The organism is Pseudonocardia sp. ICBG1142 (genome assembly GCF_020496255.1).
Taxonomy (GTDB): Bacteria; Actinomycetota; Actinomycetes; order Mycobacteriales; family Pseudonocardiaceae; genus Pseudonocardia.
The window spans coordinates 322470-343611 of record NZ_JAHLJC010000005.1 but is presented as its reverse complement, the minus strand read 5'-3'; the positions used below and the strand labels follow the sequence as shown (position 1 = coordinate 343611).

At 74.5% G+C, this 21142-nt stretch carries 20 protein-coding genes and 1 pseudogene; 10 read left to right on the top strand and 11 right to left on the bottom strand.

Annotation, left to right across the window (positions count from 1 at the left end; all coding sequences use genetic code 11):
- Nucleotide 1 precedes the first annotated feature (1 nt).
- Complete coding sequence (locus tag KPL59_RS06835) at nt 2–697, bottom strand: TetR/AcrR family transcriptional regulator (protein ID WP_158071522.1); 696 nt, start codon at nt 695–697, stop codon at nt 2–4.
- Between the two features lie 141 nt (nt 698–838).
- On the opposite strand from KPL59_RS06835, the gene KPL59_RS06830 reads away from it, so the two are divergent.
- On the top strand, nt 839–1684 hold the full coding sequence (locus KPL59_RS06830) for an acetylxylan esterase (RefSeq protein WP_226353217.1): 846 nt from the start codon (nt 839–841) through the stop codon (nt 1682–1684).
- Between the two features lie 28 nt (nt 1685–1712).
- Here KPL59_RS06830 and KPL59_RS06825 read toward each other — a convergent pair whose 3' ends face one another.
- A complete protein-coding gene (locus tag KPL59_RS06825; protein WP_020627160.1) occupies nt 1713–2570 on the bottom strand; it encodes a universal stress protein in 858 nt (285 codons plus the stop codon).
- A gap of 178 nt (nt 2571–2748) precedes the next feature.
- Here KPL59_RS06825 and KPL59_RS06820 point away from each other — a divergent pair, with 178 nt between their 5' ends.
- Nucleotides 2749–4197, top strand: a complete 1449-nt coding sequence (locus KPL59_RS06820; protein ID WP_226353216.1) for an NAD(P)/FAD-dependent oxidoreductase — start codon at nt 2749–2751, stop codon at nt 4195–4197.
- A gap of 71 nt (nt 4198–4268) precedes the next feature.
- Here the strand turns inward: KPL59_RS06820 and KPL59_RS06815 are convergent, their stop codons facing one another.
- Nucleotides 4269–4556, bottom strand: coding sequence for a hypothetical protein (locus tag KPL59_RS06815; protein WP_020627158.1), 288 nt, complete (start codon nt 4554–4556; stop codon nt 4269–4271).
- A gap of 434 nt (nt 4557–4990) precedes the next feature.
- On the opposite strand from KPL59_RS06815, the gene KPL59_RS06810 reads away from it, so the two are divergent.
- Complete coding sequence (locus KPL59_RS06810; protein ID WP_226360269.1) at nt 4991–5695, top strand: MerR family transcriptional regulator; 705 nt, start codon at nt 4991–4993, stop codon at nt 5693–5695.
- A gap of 25 nt (nt 5696–5720) precedes the next feature.
- Here the strand turns inward: KPL59_RS06810 and KPL59_RS06805 are convergent, their stop codons facing one another.
- The gene (locus KPL59_RS06805; RefSeq protein WP_226360268.1) at nt 5721–6626 is read right to left on the bottom strand and encodes a LysR family transcriptional regulator; all 906 of its coding nucleotides are present in this window, start codon (nt 6624–6626) and stop codon (nt 5721–5723) included.
- A 131-nt stretch (nt 6627–6757) separates the two neighbouring features.
- Between KPL59_RS06805 and KPL59_RS06800 the strand changes: the two genes are divergently transcribed.
- From KPL59_RS06800 to KPL59_RS06790, 3 genes are read left to right on the top strand one after another with little or no spacing between them, the layout of a single operon-like run.
- Nucleotides 6758–8080 carry an MFS transporter gene (locus KPL59_RS06800; RefSeq protein WP_226353213.1) on the top strand — a complete coding sequence of 441 codons (1323 nt, stop codon included), beginning with the start codon at nt 6758–6760 and terminating at the stop codon, nt 8078–8080.
- Complete coding sequence (locus KPL59_RS06795) at nt 8077–9585, top strand: AMP-binding protein (RefSeq protein ID WP_226353212.1); 1509 nt, start codon at nt 8077–8079, stop codon at nt 9583–9585. The genes KPL59_RS06800 and KPL59_RS06795 overlap by 4 nt, the downstream gene beginning before the upstream one ends.
- Nucleotides 9586–9590: 5 nt before the next feature.
- Nucleotides 9591–10244 carry an RraA family protein gene (locus KPL59_RS06790; protein WP_020626095.1) on the top strand — a complete coding sequence of 218 codons (654 nt, stop codon included), beginning with the start codon at nt 9591–9593 and terminating at the stop codon, nt 10242–10244.
- Nucleotides 10245–10253: 9 nt separating this feature from the next.
- Here KPL59_RS06790 and KPL59_RS06785 read toward each other — a convergent pair whose 3' ends face one another.
- The 4 genes from KPL59_RS06785 to KPL59_RS06770 all read right to left on the bottom strand — a co-directional run bounded on the left by KPL59_RS06785 (nt 10254) and on the right by KPL59_RS06770 (nt 12567).
- Nucleotides 10254–10406 carry a hypothetical protein gene (locus tag KPL59_RS06785; RefSeq protein WP_158071523.1) on the bottom strand — a complete coding sequence of 51 codons (153 nt, stop codon included), beginning with the start codon at nt 10404–10406 and terminating at the stop codon, nt 10254–10256.
- A gap of 45 nt (nt 10407–10451) precedes the next feature.
- Complete coding sequence (locus KPL59_RS06780; protein WP_198932332.1) at nt 10452–11192, bottom strand: HAD-IIA family hydrolase; 741 nt, start codon at nt 11190–11192, stop codon at nt 10452–10454.
- A 62-nt stretch (nt 11193–11254) separates the two neighbouring features.
- A complete protein-coding gene (locus tag KPL59_RS06775; RefSeq protein ID WP_226360267.1) occupies nt 11255–12070 on the bottom strand; it encodes an Fpg/Nei family DNA glycosylase in 816 nt (271 codons plus the stop codon).
- A 26-nt stretch (nt 12071–12096) separates the two neighbouring features.
- The gene (locus KPL59_RS06770) at nt 12097–12567 is read right to left on the bottom strand and encodes a ribose-5-phosphate isomerase (RefSeq protein WP_226360266.1); all 471 of its coding nucleotides are present in this window, start codon (nt 12565–12567) and stop codon (nt 12097–12099) included.
- A gap of 18 nt (nt 12568–12585) precedes the next feature.
- Between KPL59_RS06770 and KPL59_RS06765 the strand changes: the two genes are divergently transcribed.
- From KPL59_RS06765 to KPL59_RS06760, 3 genes and pseudogenes are all read left to right on the top strand, one after another.
- Nucleotides 12586–13260, top strand: coding sequence for a DUF429 domain-containing protein (locus KPL59_RS06765; protein ID WP_226360265.1), 675 nt, complete (start codon nt 12586–12588; stop codon nt 13258–13260).
- 16 nt (nt 13261–13276) lie between these two features.
- Nucleotides 13277–13582: pseudogene (locus KPL59_RS37430) on the top strand (MBL fold metallo-hydrolase); the annotation flags it as partial.
- Nucleotides 13583–13739: 157 nt separating this feature from the next.
- On the top strand, nt 13740–14156 hold the full coding sequence (locus KPL59_RS06760; protein WP_226360264.1) for an MBL fold metallo-hydrolase: 417 nt from the start codon (nt 13740–13742) through the stop codon (nt 14154–14156).
- 280 nt (nt 14157–14436) lie between these two features.
- Here the strand turns inward: KPL59_RS06760 and KPL59_RS06755 are convergent, their stop codons facing one another.
- Nucleotides 14437–16008: an MFS transporter gene (locus KPL59_RS06755; RefSeq protein WP_226360263.1), complete on the bottom strand. Its 1572-nt coding sequence runs from the start codon at nt 16006–16008 to the stop codon at nt 14437–14439.
- A 169-nt stretch (nt 16009–16177) separates the two neighbouring features.
- Between KPL59_RS06755 and KPL59_RS06750 the strand changes: the two genes are divergently transcribed.
- Nucleotides 16178–18763, top strand: a complete 2586-nt coding sequence (locus KPL59_RS06750; RefSeq protein WP_226360262.1) for a carboxylate--amine ligase/circularly permuted type 2 ATP-grasp protein — start codon at nt 16178–16180, stop codon at nt 18761–18763.
- A gap of 7 nt (nt 18764–18770) precedes the next feature.
- Here KPL59_RS06750 and KPL59_RS06745 read toward each other — a convergent pair whose 3' ends face one another.
- Complete coding sequence (locus KPL59_RS06745) at nt 18771–19943, bottom strand: ROK family protein (RefSeq protein WP_226360261.1); 1173 nt, start codon at nt 19941–19943, stop codon at nt 18771–18773.
- 5 nt (nt 19944–19948) lie between these two features.
- Complete coding sequence (gene xylA, locus KPL59_RS06740) at nt 19949–21118, bottom strand: xylose isomerase (RefSeq protein WP_075310770.1); 1170 nt, start codon at nt 21116–21118, stop codon at nt 19949–19951.
- Between the last annotated feature and the right edge of the window lie 24 nt (nt 21119–21142).

Genomic DNA, 21142 nt, shown 5'->3' with positions numbered 1-21142 from the left:
CTCACCCGGTCGGCGGGGGCAGCAGACGGGCGAGCCAGGGTGTCCAGCGGTTGGCACAGCCGTCGAAGGACGGGTTCGGGGCGTCGAGGATGTCGACCGCGAGCTGACGCAACGCGTAGACGACCACGAGGAACACCTCGGACTCCAGATCGTCCTCGACACCGCCCGCCCACTCCCGGCGGCGCACCTCCAGCAGCGCCGCGATGCCCTGCATCGCGAGCCGGTTCCGGTGCCGGGCCTCCCGGCCCAGCGGTTCGAGCTCCACGAGGAAGGCACGGGCCACGACGATGTCGCGGCCCAGCAGGTCCAGGTAGACGAGCGTGAAGTGCCGGATGATCGAGGTCCAGTCGTCGGAGCGGTAGTGGACCTCGGCGAAGCCGCCGACGATCACGTTCACGAACCGGTCGAAGGCCGCGAACATGCACTCGTCCTTGTCCGAGAAGACCTCGTAGAAGGCCGTCAGGGACACCCCGGCACGGGCGCAGATCTCGCGGACGCCGATGTTGCGGTAGCCGTCGCCGGCCAGCAGCTCGGTCGCGGCGATCATCATCCGCTCCCGGCGCTTGGTGTAGACCTCCTCGCGGCTGAGCCGGTGTCGACCTCGGGGCAGGGCGGGTGGGGTCGTGAAGAACACACCCTCCGCAATCGTCGTCGGTGTGCGCTCCGCGCCCACCGCGTCCGACACCGACTCTGCCACCGCGACCGTCACCTCTTCCGCTCGACCTCGCCACCCTACTGGGTGGTCCATGTACGACAGGCCACACTCGACCGTATAAGTAACATTGGCTATCTTTGCTTATCACGGTCGCGCCCGGCATCACCCGACGGAGGAACAAGCGTGCGTGTCACTCCCCTGCTCACCGCGGTGCTGTGCGTCGGCGCCCTGCTCGGCCCGGTCGCGGCCGCACAGCCCGCGACCGCCATGACCGGTCGGATCGCACACACCGCGACCACGACCGCTCCGATCGACCGTTGGAGCGCGCCGGGTCCGGAGGAGGTCACCGAGGAGATCGGGGCGACCCACACCGTGTTCCGGCCCGCCGACCTCGGTCCACCCGGCACCCGGCACCCGGTCGTGACCTGGGGCAACGGCACCGGCGGCATCCCCGCCGTCTACCGGGGCCTGCTGATCCACCTCGCCTCGCACGGCTACCTCGTCACCGCCGCCAACACCCCGCTGGCCAACAGCGGGCAGGAGATGCTCGCGGGCGCGCGCACGCTCGTGCGGGCCGACGCCGACCCCGGCAGCCCCTACTACCAGCGGGTCGACACCTCGGCGATCGCCGCCACCGGGCACTCGCAAGGGGGCGCCGGTGCGATGGTCGCCGCGGCCGACCCGCTGATCACGACCACCGTCGCCGTGCAGCCGGGGCCGCTGGCGGTGCCGCAGCGCATCCGGGGCCCGATCCTGTACCTGGCGGGCGAGCGGGACACGACGGTGCGGCCGGAGCTGATCGTGGAGCCGTTCTACGAGAACACCCCCCAGGTCGAGGCGGCCTACGCCGAGTTCGCCGGGGTCGGCCACTTCGAGCCGCTCCCCGACGGAGGCCGGTTCCGTGGTCTGCTGACCGCCTGGCTGGACTACCAGCTGCGCGGAGACACGGCCGCCGCCGCACAGTTCGTCGGCGCCGCCTGCGGAGCGTGCACCGACCGGGCGATCGTCGACTACCGCCACCACGGCTGAGGAGAGCACCCGGCGTGGGGCGCCGCGCTCACGTCGCGGCGGCCGGACCGACCAGCATCACCGGGCAGTCCGCACGCTGGACCAGGGCCAGACCGGTCGACCCCAGCAGCAGCCCGGTGAACCCGCCACGCCCCCGGGTGGCGACGACGACCAGCCGCGCCGCACCACTGCGCCGGGCCAGCGCCCGCCCCGGCTCCTCACGCTCGATCACCCGCTCCACCGCGACGTCGGGATAGCGCTCCGACCAGCCCGCGAGCCGCTCGGCGAGCGCGCGCTCCTCGGCGTCGCGCAGCCGGTCGAAGACCCCGGCGGCACGCAGTGCCGGGGAACGGCCGTCGTGCCAGGCGTACAGGGCGACCAGGCCGGTGCCGTGCTCGGAGGCCGCGGCGAAGGCGTGCTCCAGGGCCGCGTCGGACAGCGGACCACCGTCGACGCCGACCAGCACCGGCCCCTCCGACGAGGTGCCGCGCACGACGACGACCGGGCACTGGGCGTGCGAGGCCACCGCCAGGGTCACCGATCCCAGCGCGGTGCCCATCGCACCGCGCCCGGCGGACCCGAGCACCAGCAGCTCGGCCGTGGCGGACCGTTCGACCAGCGCCGTCGACGGCGCCCGCCGGTCCTCCGCGAGGTCGACCGCGACCTCGGGTGCGGCCTGCGCGGCGGTGTGCCGGGCCGCGTCGAGGGTCGCGCGGGACTCCTCGCGGATCGAGGTCTCGACGTCGTCGAGCAGGGGTGCGACGGCGGCGTCGGCGTAGAGGCGGGCCACGTCGAAGGCCTGTACGAGCAGCAGGTCGGCGTGCCGGGTGGCGGCCTCGCGAGCAGCCCAGGCGACGGCGTCCAGGGCGGCGTCCGATCCGTCCACGCCGACGACGACGGTGCTCATCACTGTGCTCCGTTCCCGGCCGGCCCAGTGTCGGCCTCTCACTCTCCACTGTGCTCCGATCCGCGCCGCCCCGCACGTGTCCGGAATGTGAGGTGGCAGACGGCCCGCGCGGGCCGGGACGGGCCCCCGGGGCCCCGCGGGCGATCGTTACCGTGACCGGCGGCGACAGGGAGGTCCCATGCACGCACCGAGCGTTCTCATCGTCGGCGCCGGATTCGGTGGCATCGCTGCCGCGATCGAGCTGCGCGCCCACGGCATCCGCGACGTCACGATCGTCGACGCCGCCGACGGGATCGGCGGCACGTGGCTGCACAACACCTATCCGGGCGCGGCCTGCGACGTCCCGAGCCACCTGTACTCGTACTCGTTCGCCCAGCGCACCGACTGGTCGCGGCTCTGCTCACCGCAGCCGGAGATCCTGGCCTACCTGCGCGGCGTCGCCGCCGAGTTCGGGATCGACGAGCTGGTGCAGACCGGTGTGCGGATCGTCGACGCCCGCCGCGACGAGGCCGACGGACCGTGGACGGTCACCGCGGACGACGGCCGCACCTGGACCTGCGACGTGCTGATCGTCGCGACCGGGCAGCTCAACCGGCCGGTCTCCCCCGACCTGCCCGGCGTCGACTCCTTCACCGGGACGATGTTCCACTCCGCGCGCTGGGACCACGACCACGACCTGCGCGGACGCCGCGTCGCCGTGATCGGGACCGGCGCCAGCGCCGTGCAGTTCGTGCCGGCGATCGCCCCCGAGGTGGGGCACATGACGGTGTTCCAGCGATCCGGGAACTGGTTCCTGCCGCGGCGGAACCGGAGGTTCCCGGCGTGGTGGCGGGCCGCGATCGCCCGGGTGCCCGGCCTGCAGGCCGCGCGCCGCCGGTTCATCACCGAGTACTGCGAGACGCTGACGCTGATGATCCGCCACCCCGCCACCTGGGGGCGGCTGGGGCGGCTCTGGTCGACGCTGTTCATGCGGGCCCAGCTGCGCGACCCGGAGGTCCGCCGCAAGGTCTGGCCGGACTACACCTTCGGCTGCAAGCGCATCCTGTTCAGCTCGCACTGGCTGCCCGCGCTGCAGCGGCCCAACGTCGAGGTCGAGACGTCGCGGATCGCCGCGATCGAGCCGACCGGGGTGCGCACCGAGGACGGCACGCTGCACGAGGTCGACACGATCATCTGGGGCACCGGCTTCGCGGCGACCGACTTCATGTTCCCGATGGAGATCAGTGGTCCGGGTGGGCGGTCGCTGCGCACCGAGTGGTCCGACGGCGCGCACGCCTACCTGGGGATGACCGTGCCCGGGTTCCCGTCGCTGTTCGTGCTCTACGGCCCCAACACCAACACCTCGGGCGGCTCGATCATCCGGTACCTGGAGCACCAGGTCCGCTACGTCCGCGAGGCCCTGCAGGAGGCGGCCCGGCGCGGCGCGTCCGGCGTGGAGGTCCGCCCCGAGGTCGAGCGGGCCTACGACGAGGAGATCCAGGCCCGGTTCCCCGGCACCGCGTGGACCCGGTGCGACTCCTGGTACCGCGACGACACCGGGCGGATCGTCACCAACTGGCCCGGCTACATGCGCGAGTACGACGAGCGCACCCGCCGTGTCGAGCCGTCGGACTACGTCTTCCACTGATCCCGCGCCGGCACGGAACCGCCCCCTGCACCCCGTGGCGGCGGGATGCAGGGGGCGGAGGCGTGTGCGGGTCAGTCACACTTCGTGGGGTTGTCCCGGGTCTGGGCCGCGCCGCCACCGAGGATCCCGAGGACGTTGCCCAGGGTCGCGTTGATGCCCGGGCAGATGTTCGCGTTGTTGAGCACGTTGACGTCGTCCAGGTTCACCAGGCCGAACTGGTCGCCCCTGGTGTTGCCGACGTCCTGGACGAAGGAGTCACCGTCGTCGTCCTTCGGCGCGGGCGCAGCCGACGCCAGCGGGCTGAAGGCCACCATGGTGGCGATGACGGCGACGCCGGTGACCGCGAGCTTCCTGCGCATGTCGTTCTCCCCGATCGTGTCCGGTGGGACGGACGTGCCTCACGATTCCCGTGAGCACCACCGGGACGCCTGTGCGTCACGGCAAGCGGACAGTAGGCAGGTGCTCACCGGCGGGGATACGCGAACGACACCACCGGGTGACACGGTCACCACGGGTACCGAACGTGTGGTGTGAACCGGACGGAACGGGTTCGTCCTGGACGCCGGACACCCTCCGTCCCCACGGACGGGGCGACGGACGCGAAGCGTGACGGGATGCCCGGCCCGTGGACGGGGCCCGACCACCCGCGGGGGTGAATTCGTGACCGGCGTGTCGCCGGGCCCGGCGTGTCGCGGCAGAACGGTGCCGGTCGGGGCTTGCACCTCACGCGACGTGAGGCGGCACCGTCCATCATGCCGCCACGACGTGGCGGTGCGACGGGGAGGGGCACGGGGTGAAGGTCGGCGAGCTGGCCCGGGCGACCGGGCTGACGGTGCGCACCCTGCACCACTGGGAGGAGCGGGGACTGGTCGTGCCGTCGGCACGGACGTCCTCGGGCCACCGGGTCTACGAAGACCAGGACGTCCGCAGCGTCTACCAGGTGGGCGCCCTGCGGGAGCTGGGGCTGCCGCTGGACGCCATCGGCGGGCTGCTGTCGTCGGGGTCCTTCGCCGAGGTCCTCACCGCGCACCTGAACCAGGTCGACGCAAGACTGGCCGCGCTGCACGCCCTGCGGGGCACGCTCGCGGCGGTCGTCGACCGGCTCCGGGAGGCGCCGGACCCCGACCCGTCGGACGTGTTGATGATGATCGACGAGGTGAGCAGGGTGAACGACACCTTCGCGCAGTACTTCACTCCCGAGCAGGTCGCCGCGCTCCGGGCGCGACGTGCCGAGGGCGAGACGACCGCGGCCGCGTGGCCGGGGCTGATCGCCGCCGTCCGGGCCGAGATGGACGCCGGCACCGACCCGTCGGAGCCGCGCGTGCAGGCGCTCGCGGCGCGGTGGTCGGAGCTGCTGGCGGCCTTCCACCACGGCGACGAGTCGTTGCGCCGGCAGCTGTACCGGCTGCGGGACGAGAACCCCGGCGAGGTGGCCGCGGCGGGAGGCCCGGACCAGGCGATGATCGACTACATGGCCCGGGCCGGCGTCGGCGGCTGAGCAGGCAGAACGGCCGTGCGGGGTGTCAGCCCGACCCGACACCCCGCACGGCCGCCCCACCCACACCGGCCGCCTGCAGCAACGCCGCCAGCACCGGGTTCACCGTGCCCGCCTTCCACGCCAGCGCCAGCGGCACCTCGGGCGGATCGGTCAGCGGCACCAGTACCACCCCCGGCGTGCGCAGCTCGGCCGTCGCCTCCAGCGCCAGCCCCACCCCGACACCGGCACCCACCAGCGACAGCAGGGTGTGGGTCTCGGGGGCCTCCTGCTCGATGCGCGGCAGGAACCCCGCGTGCAGGCACGCGGCGTCGACCGAGGTCCGCATGACGGCCATCCGGCGCGCCGGGTAGGCGACGAACGGGTCGTGGGCCAGCTCGGCGAGGCCGATCACCTCCCGCCCGGCGAGCGGGTGCTCCTCGGGCAGCGCGGCGACGAGCCGGTGCCGGTCGATCTCGTGCACGACCAGGCCGTCGGCGTCGACCGGGGTGCGGATCAGTGCGGCGTCGACCCGGTCGGCGCGCAGGTCCTCGGCCAGCTCACCGGAGAACCGGCCGGTCACCAGCACCAGCCGGGCACGGGGACGGTGCGCGCGGAACCGGCGGGCGGTCCGGTACAGCCAGGCGTTCGAGCTGGGCCCGGCGAACCCGAGCCGGACCGACCCGGTCCCGCCGGCGGCCGCCTCGCGCGCGGCCTCCTTCGCCTCGGCCGCGGCGGCGAGGGCGCGACGGGCCCGGGGCAGGAACGCCGTGCCCGCCGGGGTGAGCGCGACGGCACGGGTGTGCCGGTCGAACAGCGTCGTGCCGACCTCACGTTCGAGCCGGCGGATCTGCTGGGACAGCGGCGGCCCCGAGACCTGCAACCGGGCCGCGGCCCGCCCGAAGTGCAGCTCCTCGGCGACGACGACGAACGACTCCAGCTGCCGTAGCTCCACCGCGCCATCATGTCGACCACCCGACAGGAACGGAAGCCAGAGCGTCCCGATGACGTCGCAATGCTGTTCTACCGTTGCGTGGCGGCGGTCACGACGGCGTGGGCGCGCGACGAGTGCAAGGGGGCACCGGGTTGAGCACGAGCACACCGTCGATGCGCCGCAAGGCGGGTATCGCCTCGTTCGTCGGCACCACCATCGAGTGGTACGACTTCTACATCTACGGCACCGCCGCGGCACTGGTGCTGGGGCCGCTGTTCTTCCCGAACGCCTCCCCCGCCGCGGGGGTTCTGGCCTCGTTCGCGACGTTCTGGGTCGGGTTCCTCGCCCGGCCCGTCGGCGGGATCGTCTTCGGCCACCTCGGTGACCGGCTCGGCCGCAAGACCGCCCTGGTCGCGACGCTGCTGCTGATGGGGGTCTCCACGCTCGCGATCGGGTTGCTCCCGGTCTACGACGACATCGGCGTCCTCGCACCGGTCCTGCTCGTCGTGGCCCGACTGGTGCAGGGTCTCGCGGTCGGCGGCGAGTGGGGCGGCGCGGTGCTGATCGCCTCGGAGCACGCGTCGAAGAACCGCCGGATCCTCTACGGCGCCTTCGCCCAGCAGGGCAGCCCCGCCGGGCAGATGCTCGCCACCGGCTCGTTCGCGCTCGTCGCGATGCTGCCGGAGGACTCCTTCCTCTCCTGGGGGTGGCGGGTGCCGTTCCTCGTGTCCGCGGCGCTGGTCGTCGTCGGGCTGGTCATCCGGCTGCGGATCGAGGAGAGCCCCGCGCTGGTCGCGATGCGGGCACGGGGCACGACGGCGCGGTTCCCGCTCGCGGAGCTGCTCCGGGAACGGACCACGCTGGTGGTCGTCTCGGTCGGTGCCTGCGCGCTGGTGGCCGCGGCGGCGTACTTCAAGAACACGTTCGCCCTGGCCTGGGCGGTCAACGACCTCGGATTCGACCGGCAGGTGTTCCTCAACGTCGTGCTGATCAGCTCCACCGTGCAGTTCTTCACGCAGCCGCTCGGGGCGTTCATGGCGACCTGGTGGAACCCGCGGAAGGTCGTCACCGCGCTGCTGCTGATCGAGCTCCCGCTGTTCCCGGTGATGTTCTGGCTGATCTCCACCGGGAGCTTCGGGCTGGCCGCGCTGGGCATGGCGCTCGCGACGCTGCCGCACACGATGTACTACGCGATCCTGGCCGGGATGCTGGCGGAGGCGTTCCCCGCCCGGATGCGCTACACCGCGATCTCGCTGTCCTACGCGCTGGCCGGCACGCTGTTCGGCGGCACCGCTCCGCTGGTGGGGCAGTCGCTGCTGGCCGCGACCGGGTCGATCGTGCCCGTCGTCGGGTACTCGCTGGTGATCGTGCTCGTCTCGCTGGCGGCGGCCCGGTACGTGCTCGCCCGCGGTCCGGTCCCCGACGACGAGCGGCTCGACCCCGCCGTCAGCGGAACGACCGGGAGGACCGCATGACCGCATCCGTACCCCGCTCCCCTGGGCCCCGGTTCCCCGAGCCCGAGGTCCCCGCCGGCGCGACCGCGCTCGCCGCTCGGCTGCGCGCGCTCGTCGCTGCCGACCCGGACCGTCCGCTGGTCACCGAGGACAGCCCCGACGGCACCGGCCTGGTGCGCACCCGCGCGGAGTTCGACGCCCGTACCAACCGCCTGGCCAGGGCGTTCGCCGACCGCGGGGTCCGGCGCGGGGACCTGGTGTCGATCGCGCTGCCGAACACCGCAGCGCACCTCGAGTGCTCGGTCGCGGCGTGGAAGATCGGTGCGGTGCCCCAGCCGCTGTCGGCCCGGCTGCCCGCCGCCGAGCGCGACGCGGTGCTCGCCGTCGCCGCGCCGGCGCTCGTCGTCGACACCCCGGTCGACGCCGACGGGTACGCCGACGGCCCGCTCCCCGACGTGATCGGGCCCAGCTGGAAGGCACCCACCTCGGGCGGGTCGACCGGCACGCCGAAGGTGATCGTCGCCGGTCAGGCCGCCTGCGTCGAACAGGTCCTGGCCCGCGTCGACGGGCTGCGGATCGACCGCGACGGCGTCTTCGGCTGCACCGCACCGCTGCACCACAACGCCCCGTTCATGTTCACGCTGATGGCGTTGCTGCAGGGCCACCACGTCGTGCTCATGGGCCGGTTCGACGCCGCCCGGGCACTGTCGATGATCCCCGCGTACGGCGTGACCTGGCTCTACGCGGTGCCGACCATGATGAGCCGGATGCTGCGCCTGCCCGACGCGGACTGGGCCGCCTGCGACCTCAGCACCCTGCGGACCGTGCTGCACGTCGGCGCGCCCTGCCCGCCGGAGGTCAAGCGCGGCTGGATCGACCGGGTCGGCGCGGAGACGGTGTTCGAGATCTACTCCGGCACCGAGTCCCAGGCCGGCACCGCGATCGACGGCCGCGACTGGCTGGCCCACCCGGGTTCGGTCGGACGGGTCACCCGCGGCGAGATCACCGTCCGCGACGACGACGGCCGCGAGCTCGGCCCCGGCGTCACCGGCGAGATCTGGATGCGGTCCGGCGGGGCGCCGACGTACCACTACCTGGGTGCCTCCGCGCGCGAGCGGGACGGCTGGGAGTCGCTCGGCGACATGGGCTCACTGGACGCCGACGGCTACCTGTACCTGGCCGACCGACGGTCGGACATGATCCTCGTCGGCGGCGCGAACGTGTACCCGGCCGAGGTCGAGGCCGCGCTGACCGCGCACCCCGGGGTGCGCGACGCCGTCGTCGTCGGGCTGCCCGACGACGACTACGGGCACGTCGTGCACGCCGTGGTGCAGGCCGAACCGGGCATCGAGAACGATCTCCGCGAGTTCCTCGACCGACGCCTGAGCAGGGCGAAACAGCCACGGAGCATCGACGTCGTCGACCACCCGCTGCGCGACGACGCCGGGAAGGTGCGCCGCTCGGAGATCGCCGCGCGCGCCGCCGACGCTCGACGACGCGCAACGGCGGGAGGTGCGACAGGATGACGTCCATGCCCGATCTCCTCGACCGTCTGCGCGAGCTGCAGGTGTCCTCCCTCTGCGACGCCGACAAGTCGCTGCCCGTGGTGGACCCGGCGATCCGGGCCCTGGTCCCGGACGTGTCGATGGCCGGCCCCGCGGTGACGGTCTCGTGCGTGGACGACCACCTGCCGATGTTCGCGGCGCTGTCCGCGGCCCGCCCCGGCTCGGTGCTCGTCGTCGCCGGGGCCGGCGGTCACCGCGCCGTGTCCGGTGAGCTGTTCGCGACCGAGGCGAAGCGGCGCGGGCTGGCCGGGATCGTCGTCGACGGGCTGGTCCGCGACATTCGTGGGCTGCGCGGGATCGGGCTGCCGGTGTTCGCCCGCGGGACCTGCCCGGCGTCGGGCAGCACGAGCGACCCCGGCACCGTCGACGAGATGGTGTCGTTCGGCGGGCTCGTCGTGAGCCCGGGCGACCTGGTGTGCGGCGACGACGACGGCCTGCTCATCGCCGCGCCGGACCGGCTCGCCGAGGTCGTCGAGACCGCCGAGGGCATCGAGGCCGCCGAGCGCGCGTTGGTCTCGGCCATGCGCAACGGCCACGACCTGCACTCGCTGACCACGGTCGTCGAGCACGTCGCGGCGCTGCGCCGGGGCGAGCCCAGCGCGCTGGGGTTCAAGATCTGAGCGGGCCGCTCAGGCCGCGACCGCGTCCCAGCTGAACTCCTCGGTCATCGAGCCGGGACAGTCCGGGCACGGGACGGCGACGCCCGCCGTCTCGTCACCGGGGAGCTCGGCCTCCGCGCCGCAGGCGGCGCACCGCTGCCAGGACACCAGTTCTCCGTACATGCGTTCGAGGGTGAACCACATCGGTGTAGTTCGCAACCCCGCAGGTCAGACGTCGTCGATCAGGTCCGCGACCGAGGAGACGACCCGGTTCGGGCGGAACGGGAACCGGTCGATCTCGTGCTCCTTGGTGATCCCCGAGAGCACCAGCACCGTGCGCATCCCGGCCTCCAGCCCGGCGAGGATGTCGGTGTCCATCCGGTCGCCGATCATGACCGTGGACTCCGAGTGCGCACCGAGCCGGTTGAGCGCGGCCCGCATCATCAGAGGGTTCGGCTTGCCGACGAAGTACGGGTCGACCCCGGTCGCCTTGGAGATCATCGCGGCGACCGAGCCGGTCGCGGGGAGGATGCCCTCGGGCGACGGGCCGGTCGCGTCGGGGTTGGTGGCGACGAACCGGGAGCCCTGCTCCACCAGGCGCATCGCGGTGGCGATCGAGGAGAAGCTGTAGGTGCGGGTCTCGCCGAGCACCACGTAGTCGGGGTTGCGGTCGGTGATGACGTAGCCGATGTCGTGCAGCGCCGTGGTCAGCCCGGCCTCGCCGATCACGTAGGCGCTGCCCTGTGGGCGCTGCTCCCCGAGGAACGCGGCCGTGGCGAGCGCGGAGGTCCAGATCGACTCCTCCGGCACGTCGAGGCCGGTGGCCTGCAGCCGGTAGCGCAGGTCGCGGGGGGTGTGGATGCTGTTGTTGGTCAGGACCAGGAACGGGACGCCCTTGTCGCGCAGCCGCGACAACAGGGTGTCCGCCCCCGGGACGATGGTGCCCTCGCGGACGAGGACGCCGTCCATGTCGGTCATCCAGCACTCGATCGGCTTCTGCTCCACCACGGCCGCCACCCTAGGCCGCCTCCCTAGACGGCTGCCGGTTGGCAGCGCGGGCACCAGAACAGGTTGCGGTTCTGGTGCTCGGCGTGCCGCACCGGCGTCCCGCAGACGAGGCAGTCCATCCCGGCGCGGCGGTAGACGTAGACCTCCCCGCCGTGCCGGTCGGTGCGCCCGGGCTCTCCGCGGCGGCGCGGGTCGTGCTCGGGGCGGACGGTGTCGATGCGGCCGGTCCGCACGCCGTCACGCATGAGCACAACCAGGTCGGCCCACATCGCGTCCCACGTCTCCCGGTCCAGCGCCCGGCCCGGGAGCTGCGGGTCCAGGCCGTGCCGGAACAGGACCTCGGCGCGGTAGACGTTCCCGACGCCGGCGAGCACCTTCTGGTCCATCAGCAACGTCGCGAGCGGGCTGCGCGAGGCCGAGATCCGGGCCCAGACCGTGTCCGGGTCGGCGTCGGTACGCAGCGGGTCCGCACCCAGCCGGGCCCGCAGCGCGCGGGCCTCGGCCGAGGTGAGGAGCTCGCAGGCGGTCGGGCCGCGCAGGTCGGCGTAGTGGGTCTGCCCCACCAGCCGCATCCGCAGCTGGCCGACCGGTTCCGGCGCGGGCAGCGACTGTTCGACGAACGTGCCGTACAGCCCGAGGTGGACGTGCACGACGCGGTCGCGGCCGTAGCGGTGGAACAGGTGCTTGCCGTGCGCCTCGGCGCCGGTCATCACCTCGCCGTCGAGCAGTGCCGCGGAGGCGGCGAAGCGGCCCTGCGGGCTGGAGACGCCGACCGGCCGGCGGACGAACAGCTTCCGGTGCAGCCGGGCCAGCCGATGCAGCGTGTGTCCCTCGGGCATCTCGGCTCCGGGTCAGGACTCGGGGATCAGGACGCGGGGAGCTCGATCTTCCCGGTCCGCTCGTAGTCGAGGACCTGGTCGATGCGGCGCTGGTGGCGCGCGTCGCCGGAGAACGGGGTGGTGATGAAGGCGTCGACGATCGCGACGACCTCGGTGAACGAGTGCTGCCGCGCGCCGATGCCGATGATCTGGGCGTCGTTGTGCTCGCGGGCGAGGGTGGCGGTGGCCTCGTCCCACGCCAGCGCGGCGCGGATGCCCTGCACCTTGTTGGCGGCGATCTGCTCGCCGTTGCCGGATCCGCCGAGCACGATGCCGAGGGACGTCGGGTCCTCGACCACGCGCCGCGCGGTCTCGATGCACCACGCGGGGTAGTCGTCGAGGGCGTCGTAGGTCGGCGCCCCGACGTCGATCGCCTCGATCCCCTTCTCGGTCAGGTACTCGACGAGCTTGCCCTTGACCTCGAAACCGGCGTGGTCACTGCCCAGGTAGACGCGCACGGGGCACGATCCTCCCCCATGCGGATCGGCGGCGTGGACGGGGTCCCGGGTGGCTGGGTGGTGTGCGTGCTCTCCGGCAGCGGAGCAGCACGTGAGGTGAGGTGGACGGTGGTCCCCGACGCGGCGTCGGTGCTGGCCGCGACGGCCGGGTGCGACGCCGTGGGGGTCGACATCCCGTTGTCGGTCCCGGCCGGTGCGCAGCGGCGCGAGGCCGAGGTCCTCGCGTCGGCGCGGCTGGGCCGGGCGCGGTCCTCGCTGTTCCCCACCCCGCCCGCCCCGGTGCTCGACGCGCAGACCTACGAGGAGGCCTGTGCCGCCGCCCGGGCCGTCACGGGGAAGAAGATCAGCCTCCAGACCTGGTACATCGTCGACAAGATCCGGGAGTTCCAACGGGTGCGGCTGCCGTCGTCGGTGGTCGAGACGCACCCGGAGCTGTCGTTCCGCACGATGGCACCGGCGGTGGCGTTCGCGTCGAAGAAGACCGCGCGCGGGGCGGGCCAGCGGGTCGCGGCGCTGTCGGGGTGGGTCCCCTCCGCCGCGTCGCTCGGTGACCTGCCCACCGCCGCCCGGCTCGACGACGTCCTCGACGCACTGGCCTGTGCCTGGACGGCCGAGCGGGTGGCCCGCGGGACCGCGGAGGTGCTCGGCCCGGGAACCGACGCCCTGGGCCGGTCCGCCGCGATCGCGGTCTGAGCGCGAGGATCACCGGATGGACGGGCAGCGGTCGGACGGGCAGCGGTCGGACGGGCAGCGGGTGGACGGGCAGCGGGTGGACGGGCGCTGGGTGGAGCTCGCCGACGGTGTGCTCGCCCGCCGGCACGACGAGCTGGACCTGACCACCGGCCTCGTGCTCGGCACCTCCGCGGCGCTGGTGATCGACACCCGCGGCGACACCGCCCAGGGCGCCGAGCTCGCCACCGCGGTGCGTGCGGTGACCGCACTGCCGGTCGTCGTGGCCCTCACCCACGCACACTTCGACCACTGCTTCGGCACCGCCGCGTTCCCCGGAGCCCCGGTGTACGCCCAGGCCGGCTGCGCCGGCGCGCTCCTGGCGACGGCCGCCGCGCAGCGCGCCCACTGGGTCCGGCACTACCGCGACTCCGGAGACACCCGGGGGCACAGGCGGCTCGACCGCCGCCGCGACGGCCGACGCGCTCGCCGCCACCGTCCCGGTGCTCCCCGACCGCCCGGTCTGCCCCCGCGCCGGCTCGGTGCACCCGGTCGACCTGGGCGGACGCGTCGTGCAGCTCGTGCATCCCGGCCCCGCCCACACCGGACACGACCTGGCGGTGCACGTCCCCGACGCGGGAGTGCTCTTCGCCGGGGACCTGCTGGAGAACGGAGCGCCGCCGTCGTTCGGGCCGGACGCCTACCCCCGGGACTGGGCGGCCGCCGTGGGGCTGCTGCTCGACGTCGGCACGGCACCCTCGGCCGTCGCCACCCGGGTGTTCGTGCCCGGGCACGGCGACCCGATGACGCCCGACGAGGCGGCTGCGCAGCACACGGACCTGCTGCGGATCGCCCGGGCGGCCGGGGGTTCCGGTGCCGCGGTTCCGGATGTCCCCTCTGCGAATTCGCTTACCGGGTAAGCGAGTTCGCAGAACAAGGGTCTGCCGACCACGCCGCAGGAGCCGGGCGGTGCCGGGAGCCGGGAGCCGGGAGCCGGGAGCCGGGAGCCGGGAGCCGGGAGCGATGGTGCAGGTCGTCACCGCTCGGGGTCGCCGACCTCGGGTGGCGGCACCCCTCGAGTGGATTCGCTTACCGGGTAAGCGAATCCCTGCACGACCGGCCGGGTGCGGTCCGTTGCGACCTCCGCCCCGGCGCCGCGATCCCGGTGGCCGTCGCGGCCTGCCTCCCGATGCTCCGGGGTCACCCGTCCGGTCGGTCCGGCCAGCGCGGAGCCGGACCGGTGCCCCACCCCGATCCGCGTGCGGCAGGCGGGGCCGTGTCGGGCGGGACGCCGTCGAGCCGGGGAGCGACCGGCTGGGCTGCGTTCGGCTGGACAGCGGCCGGCTGGACAGCGGCCGGTGGGGCGGCGCCCCGGGACCGGTCGGACAGCACGCGCGCGACGCGGCCGGCGACACCGGACGGGTCGGGTTCCACGCCCGCCGCCCGGCGCAGGCGGTACAGCTCCACGGTCGGTGGCCCGGCCACCACCCGGGGCAGCGGCGCGGTCGGGTGGTCGTCCGTCGCGATCCGGGGGAGCTCGACCGTCGGCAGGTCCATCGGAAGGCCCGCGGCGGGGCCGGCCGAGGGGGTGACCGAAGGGGCCGGCACGGCGGGCAGGTGCCGGCGCAGTGCGAGCACCGCGGGCAGTCCCAGCGCCGGGCCGACGGCGAGCACCACGAGCGCCGCCTGCCATCCGACCGCGGCCGCGACCACCGGGACCGTCGCGATCCCGGCGACGGTGAGCAGGAACCCCAGCGCGGTCTGCACGGTCAGAGCGGTGCCGGTGTAGCGGGGGTCGGCGATCTCGATCGTCGCCGTCGTCAGGACCGCGGAGTCGGCGACGGCGGCCGCGCCCCACAGCACGCAGAACGCGCTCACCAGCAGGGGCGCTGCGCCGATCACGAACGGGGACACCACGGAGCAGACGCCGCTGACCAGCAGCGCCGTCGCGATCACCGGGACGCGGCCGTAGCGGTCCGCGGCGCGGCCGCCCAGCACGCAGCCGGCGGCGCCGCCCAGACCGGCCGCCACGAACACCAGCAGGTGCTCCGACGGGCCGGGGTCGCCACCGGCGAGTGCGGCGCCCAGCCAGGTCCAGAGCGCGTACAGCTCCCACATGTGTCCGAGGTAGCCGAGCACGACCAGCCGCGGGCCGGGCTCCCGGAGCAGCCGCAGCGCGTAGCCGGTGTCCGGGGGCGGGGCCGGGGCGAGCGCCGGTCCGGGACGCAGGCACCAGTGGGCCAGCGCGGCCGCCGCGAGCCCGCACAGCGCGGCGCCGGCGAGCACCCCGCGCCACGGCAGCCCGGGCAGCCCACCGATCAGGTGCGGCAGCGCCGAGCCGACGGTCAGCGCGCCGACCAGCACCCCGAGGTCACGGGCCCGGCGCGACCGGTCCGACCAGGACGTCATGATCTTCATGCCGACCGGGTAGACCAGCGCGAGACACACCCCGGTCAGCGTCCGCAGCACCAGCGCCGCCACCGGCCCGTCGACGACGGCGGCGAGCAGCAGCGTGCACGCCGCGGCCGCGGCCGCGCCGCCCGCGAGCAACCGCTGCGGCGGGACCCGGTCGGCGCGGGTCAGCACCGCCGAGACCACCGCGCCGGCGGCGAACCCGAGCTGCACCGACGTCGTCAGCCAGACCCCGGCCGTCGCGGACAGGTTCCACTCGGCGCGCAGCTCGGGCAGCACCGCGGACGCGGAGAACCACACGGCGAGCCCGAGCACCTGGACCAGGGCGACCAGGGCCCGCGCGCGGCGGCCGGCGGTCATGGCGGCTCCGTGGGGTCGGCGGATCCGGACACGCTAGCGAGAACACCCAGTGGGAACTGATCCGGACAGAGGATCCGGTACCGCCGTCCGGACCAGCGGCCGGCACGGTGTCGGGCGTGATCGCCGCGGGACACACGGACGTAACAGGAGCCACCTAGCGTCACCGGCCGTGGGGAACGTGCCGCTGGTGGGGGTCGAGGAGGAGTTCCACGTGGTCGGCCTGGCCGACCGCCGGGCCGCGCCCGACGCGGAACGGTTGCTGGAGCACCTGGACGGGGCGGAGTTCTTCCCCGAGCTGCAACGGTCGCTGGTCGAGACCAACTCGCCCGCGACCCCGTCGCTGGACGAGCTGCGCGCCCACGTGCGACGCCTGCGGAACCGGCTGCGCGAGGCCGCCGAGCCCCTGGGGCTGGGTGTCGTCGCGGCCGGGACGGTGCCGCTGGTCGACCTGTCCGGCGACGACATCTCGGCCGGTGCCCGCTACGAGCGGATGCAGCACGAGTACCAGATGCTGGTGCGCGAGCAGCACATCTGCGGGGTGCAGGTGCACGTCGACGTCCCCGACCGCGACACCGCCGTGCAGGTCTCGCGCCGGGTCGCGCCCGCGCTGCCGACCCTGCTCGCGATCACCGCCAGCTCGCCGTACTGGCGCGGCCACGACACCGGCTACGCCAGCTACCGCAGCATGATCTGGCAGCGCTGGCCCACCGCGGGACCACCCGGTGACGTCACCACCGCCGCCGAGTACGACGCGATGATCGACGAGCTCATCGCGTCCGGGACGATCAGCGACGCCGGGATGCTCTACTTCGACGTCCGCCCCAGCGCGCACCTGCCGACCGTCGAGCTGCGGCTGTGCGACGCCTGCCCCGACGTCGACGACGTCGTGCTGGTCGCGGGACTGTTCCGTGCCCTGGTCGCCCGCGCCCGCGCCGACACCGAGGCGGGCAGACCGCTGCCCCGCGCCCGGTACGAGCTGCTGCGTGCGGCCGGGTGGCGGGCCGCACGGTCCGGGCTGGAGGGCGACCTCGTCGACATCGGCCGGGCCCCCGGCGGTCCCCCGACGCTGAGCTCCCCGTCGATGCAGCTGCGCGGACTGGTCGAGGAGCTTCGGCCGTGGCTGGAGGAGGTCGGTGACCACGACCAGGTCGCCGAGCTCGCCGAGGGCGTCCTGGCCCGCGGGTCGGGCGCGGCGGCGCAGCGGCGGGCCTTCGGGCGTCGCGGCTCGCTGGCCGACGTCGTCGACGACCTGCTGGCACGCACGCACGGCGAGCGGCCGCCGTCGGCACCCGCGGAGACCGTGCCGTCCGCGCCGGAGCTGCTGCACGGCTACGTCCCGCCCCGCTACGACGAGGCCGTCGACGCGACCGGCGCCGTCCGGCCCGGCTACGGCTGGCTGTTCCGGTCGCTGGAGCGGCTCGGCCCGCGCGGCCTGGCCGCGGCGGAAGCCGCCCTGCGCACCGAGCAGCGCGCCCGCGGGGTGACCTTCCCGGTGCCCGGCGTCGAGCCCGGCGACGACGGCGAGCGGCTGTTCCCGCTGGACCTGGTCCCACGGATCATCGAGGCCCAGGACTGGGCACACCTGGCGTCCGGGCTGGAGCAGCGGATCCGGGCGCTGGAGTGCTTCGTCCGCGACGTCTACGGCCGCCGTGAGATCGTGCGCGACCGGGTCGTCCCGGGGTCGGTGGTCGAGCAGGCCCCCGGCCGCACCCGCTCCGGCGCGTTGGTGCCCCCGGACGCCGTCCGGATCGCCGTCGGCGGCATCGACCTGGTCCGCGACGACGCCGACGGCTGGGTCGTGCTGGAGGACAACCTGCGGGTCCCGTCGGGCATCGGGTTCTCGATGATGAGCCGGCGGCTGATCCGCAGCGTGCTGCCCGACCTGGAGTCGCCGTCGGAGGTCCGCCACCTCGACGACGTGCCGGAACGGCTGCGCGCCGCGCTCGCGGCGGGCGACCCCGACGGGCCCGACGGGGAGGCCGCGCTGCTGACCGCGGGCGAGGTGGACCCGGCGTTCTTCGAGCACCAGCTGCTCGCCGAGGCGATGGACGTCCCGCTGGTGACCCCGGCGCGGCTGCAGGTCACCGACGGTGCGGTCTTCCTCGTCGGCGGCGGGCGGCGGCGCCGGATCACCACCCTCTACCGTCGGATGGACGAGAACGAGCTCGCCACCGCCCGCGGCGCCGACCACCGGCCGCTCGGTCGCGCGCTGTGGGCGGCGATGGCCCGTGGACGGGTCGCGCTGCGCAACGCGCCCGGCAACGGCGTCGCCGACGACAAGCTGGTCTACGCCTACGTGCCGGAGATGATCCGCTACTACCTCGGCGAGAAGCCCGTGTTGGCCTCGGTGCCGACGCTGCCCTGCGTCGACCCGGCGGCCCGTGAGCAGGTCCTGGACCGGCTCGACCAGCTGGTGCTCAAACCCGTCGACGGCTACGGCGGCGCCGGGATCGTGATCGGCCCGTACGCCGATCGGGCCGAGCTGGACCGGGTGGCCGAGGCGATCCGGGCCACCCCGGCCGGCTGGGTCGCCCAGGACCTCGTCGGGATCTCCACCCACCCCACGTTCACCGACGGCGCTCTGCAGCCCCAGGCCGTCGACCTGCGGGTCTTCGCGGTGCAGTCCCCCGGTGCCGGCGGAGTGCCCGAGGTCGACGTGCTGCCCGCGGCGCTGTCGCGGGTCGCCCCGCCCGGCGGGATGATCGTGAACTCCTCACGCGGCGGCGGGGCGAAGGACACCTGGGTGCTGGCCTGAGGCCGGCTCAGCCGGCGAGCAGCAGGTCCGGCTCGCCCAGCACCCGGTCGGCGACGGCGCGGGCGGTACCGGTGACGGTGGCCGCGCGGCCGTGCGGGGACACGACCACCGCGACGTCCGGCCCGGTCGCGACCCCGCGGCCCACGAGCTCCGCCCGCACCGCGGGCGCCAGCCAGGTGCCCAGCTCGGCGTAGCTGCCGCCGAGGACGACGGTGCCGACGTCGACGACGTGGAGCACCGACGTCAGCGCCGTCCCGAGCGCGGTGCCGGCCCGGGCCAGCGCCCCCGTCGCGGCCGGATCCCCCGCGCGGGCGGCGGTCCGCAGCGCGGCGACGTCGGCGACGCCCGCGTCGCCGAGCAGGGCGGGCAGGCCCGCGTAGACCTCGACGCAGCCGGTGCCGCCGCAGCCGCAACGCCGCCCGTCGCGCTCGATCACGACGTGCCCGATCTCCCCGGCGACGCCGCGGGCACCGGGCGGCACCCGCCCGTCGACGACGATCCCGCCGCCGATCCCGACGTCGGCGGAGACGTAGACGAAGTCGTCGGCCTGGCCCAGGTGCGCGAGCGCGCCGAGCGAGGCCTCGTTGCCGACGAGCAGCGGCACCCCGCCGAGCGCGCCGGCGTGCTCGGCGGGGCGGCAGCCGTCGAGCAGGGGCAGGTTCGGGGCCCGCAGCAGCACCGCCGCGCCGTCGGAGCCGTGCACCGGTCCGGGGACGGCGATCCCGGCCCCGGCGACCGGACGTCCGGTGCGCGCGGCCAGGGTCGCCACGGTCCGAGCGGCCCGCCCGAACACCGCGTCCGGGCCGAGGCCACGGTGGTCCCGGCGCCGGCGCGACCGGCGCACCACCTGCCCGTCCAGGCCGGTGACCAGCGCGTCGACGCCGTCGACCTCGACCGACACGGCCAGCACGACGGGCCCGGTGCCGGCGAACGCCAGCGGCGTCCCGGGCCGCCCGACCCCGCTGCGGTCCGGCTCCCCTTCCGCGAGCACCCCCGCGGCGACCAGCGGGTCCAGCAGCCCCGCGACGGTCCCGCAGGTCAGCCCGGTCGCCGCGGCGAGCGATGCCCGCGACGACGGGGCCGTCCGCAGCACTCCCAGCAGCAGCCCGAGGTTGTGCCGGCGCACCGTCGGGGGACGCGCGGGCAGGGCCTGGGGGCGGGGAGCCGGTCGGTCGGGCACGGGGGTCATCGTGCTCCGGCGAGGTGCTCCACCACGAGCTGGTGCAGCCGGACGAAGCCGTACCCGCGACGGCCGAGCGCGTCCGGGTCGACGGTGTCCAGCGCCGGATCGGCGAGCAGGTCGGCCGCGGTCTCCCCGGCCCCCAGCGTCGGCTCGGACAGCGCGGGCACGCCGGCCTCGGCGAGCGCGGCGACGACCTCGGGGTCGGCCCGGAACGCGGCCGCCCGCTCACGCAGCAGCAGATAGGTCCGCATGTTCGCCTCGGCGGAGTCCCACACCCCGCGGCGGTCCTCGGTGCGCGAGGGCTTGTAGTCGAAGTGGCGGGGGCCGTCGTAGCCCGCGGTCTCGAGCAGGTCGACCAGCGCGAAGGCGTTGAGCAGGTCACCGTGGCCGAACACCAGGTCCTGGTCGTACTTGATGCCGCGCTGGCCGTTCAGGTCGATGTGGAACAGCTTCCCGGCCCACAACGCCTGGGCGACGCCGTGGGCCATGTTGAGCCCGGCCATCTGCTCGTGCCCGACCTCGGGATTGACCCCGACGAGCTCGGGGTGGGCGAGCCGCTCGACGAAGGCCAGGGCGTGCCCGACGGTGGGAAGCAGGATGTCGCCGCGGGGCTCGTTCGGCTTGGGCTCGATCGCGAACCGGATGTCGTGGCCCTGCTCCAGGACGTACCCGCAGAGCAGGTCCATGGCCTCGCGGTAGCGGTCCAGGGCGGCGCGGACGTCCTTCGCGGAGTCGTACTCCGAGCCCTCCCGGCCGCCCCAGAGGACGAAGGTGCGGGCACCGAGCTCGGCGGCCAGCTCGACGTTGTGCAGCACCTTGCGCAGCGCGAGCCGCCGCACGGTGCGGTCGTTGGAGGTGAACCCGCCGTCCTTGAACACCGGGTGCGAGAACAGGTTGGTGGTGATCATCGGGACGGTCATGCCGGTCGCCTCGCACGCCTTCCGCAGGCGTGCGATCTGCCGGTCCCGGTGGGCCGGGTCCGGCGCGAAGCCGAACAGGTCGTCGTCGTGGAACGTGAGGCCCCACGCGCCGCGCGCGGCGAGCTCCTCGACGGCCTCGACGACGTCGAGCTCGGGGCGGGTGGGCGAGCCGAACGGGTCGGCTGCGGTCCAGCCGACGGTCCACAGTCCGAAGGAGAACTTGTCGGCGGGGGTCGGGGCGGGGACGGCCATCGTCTGCTCCTGGAGGTGGGGGTC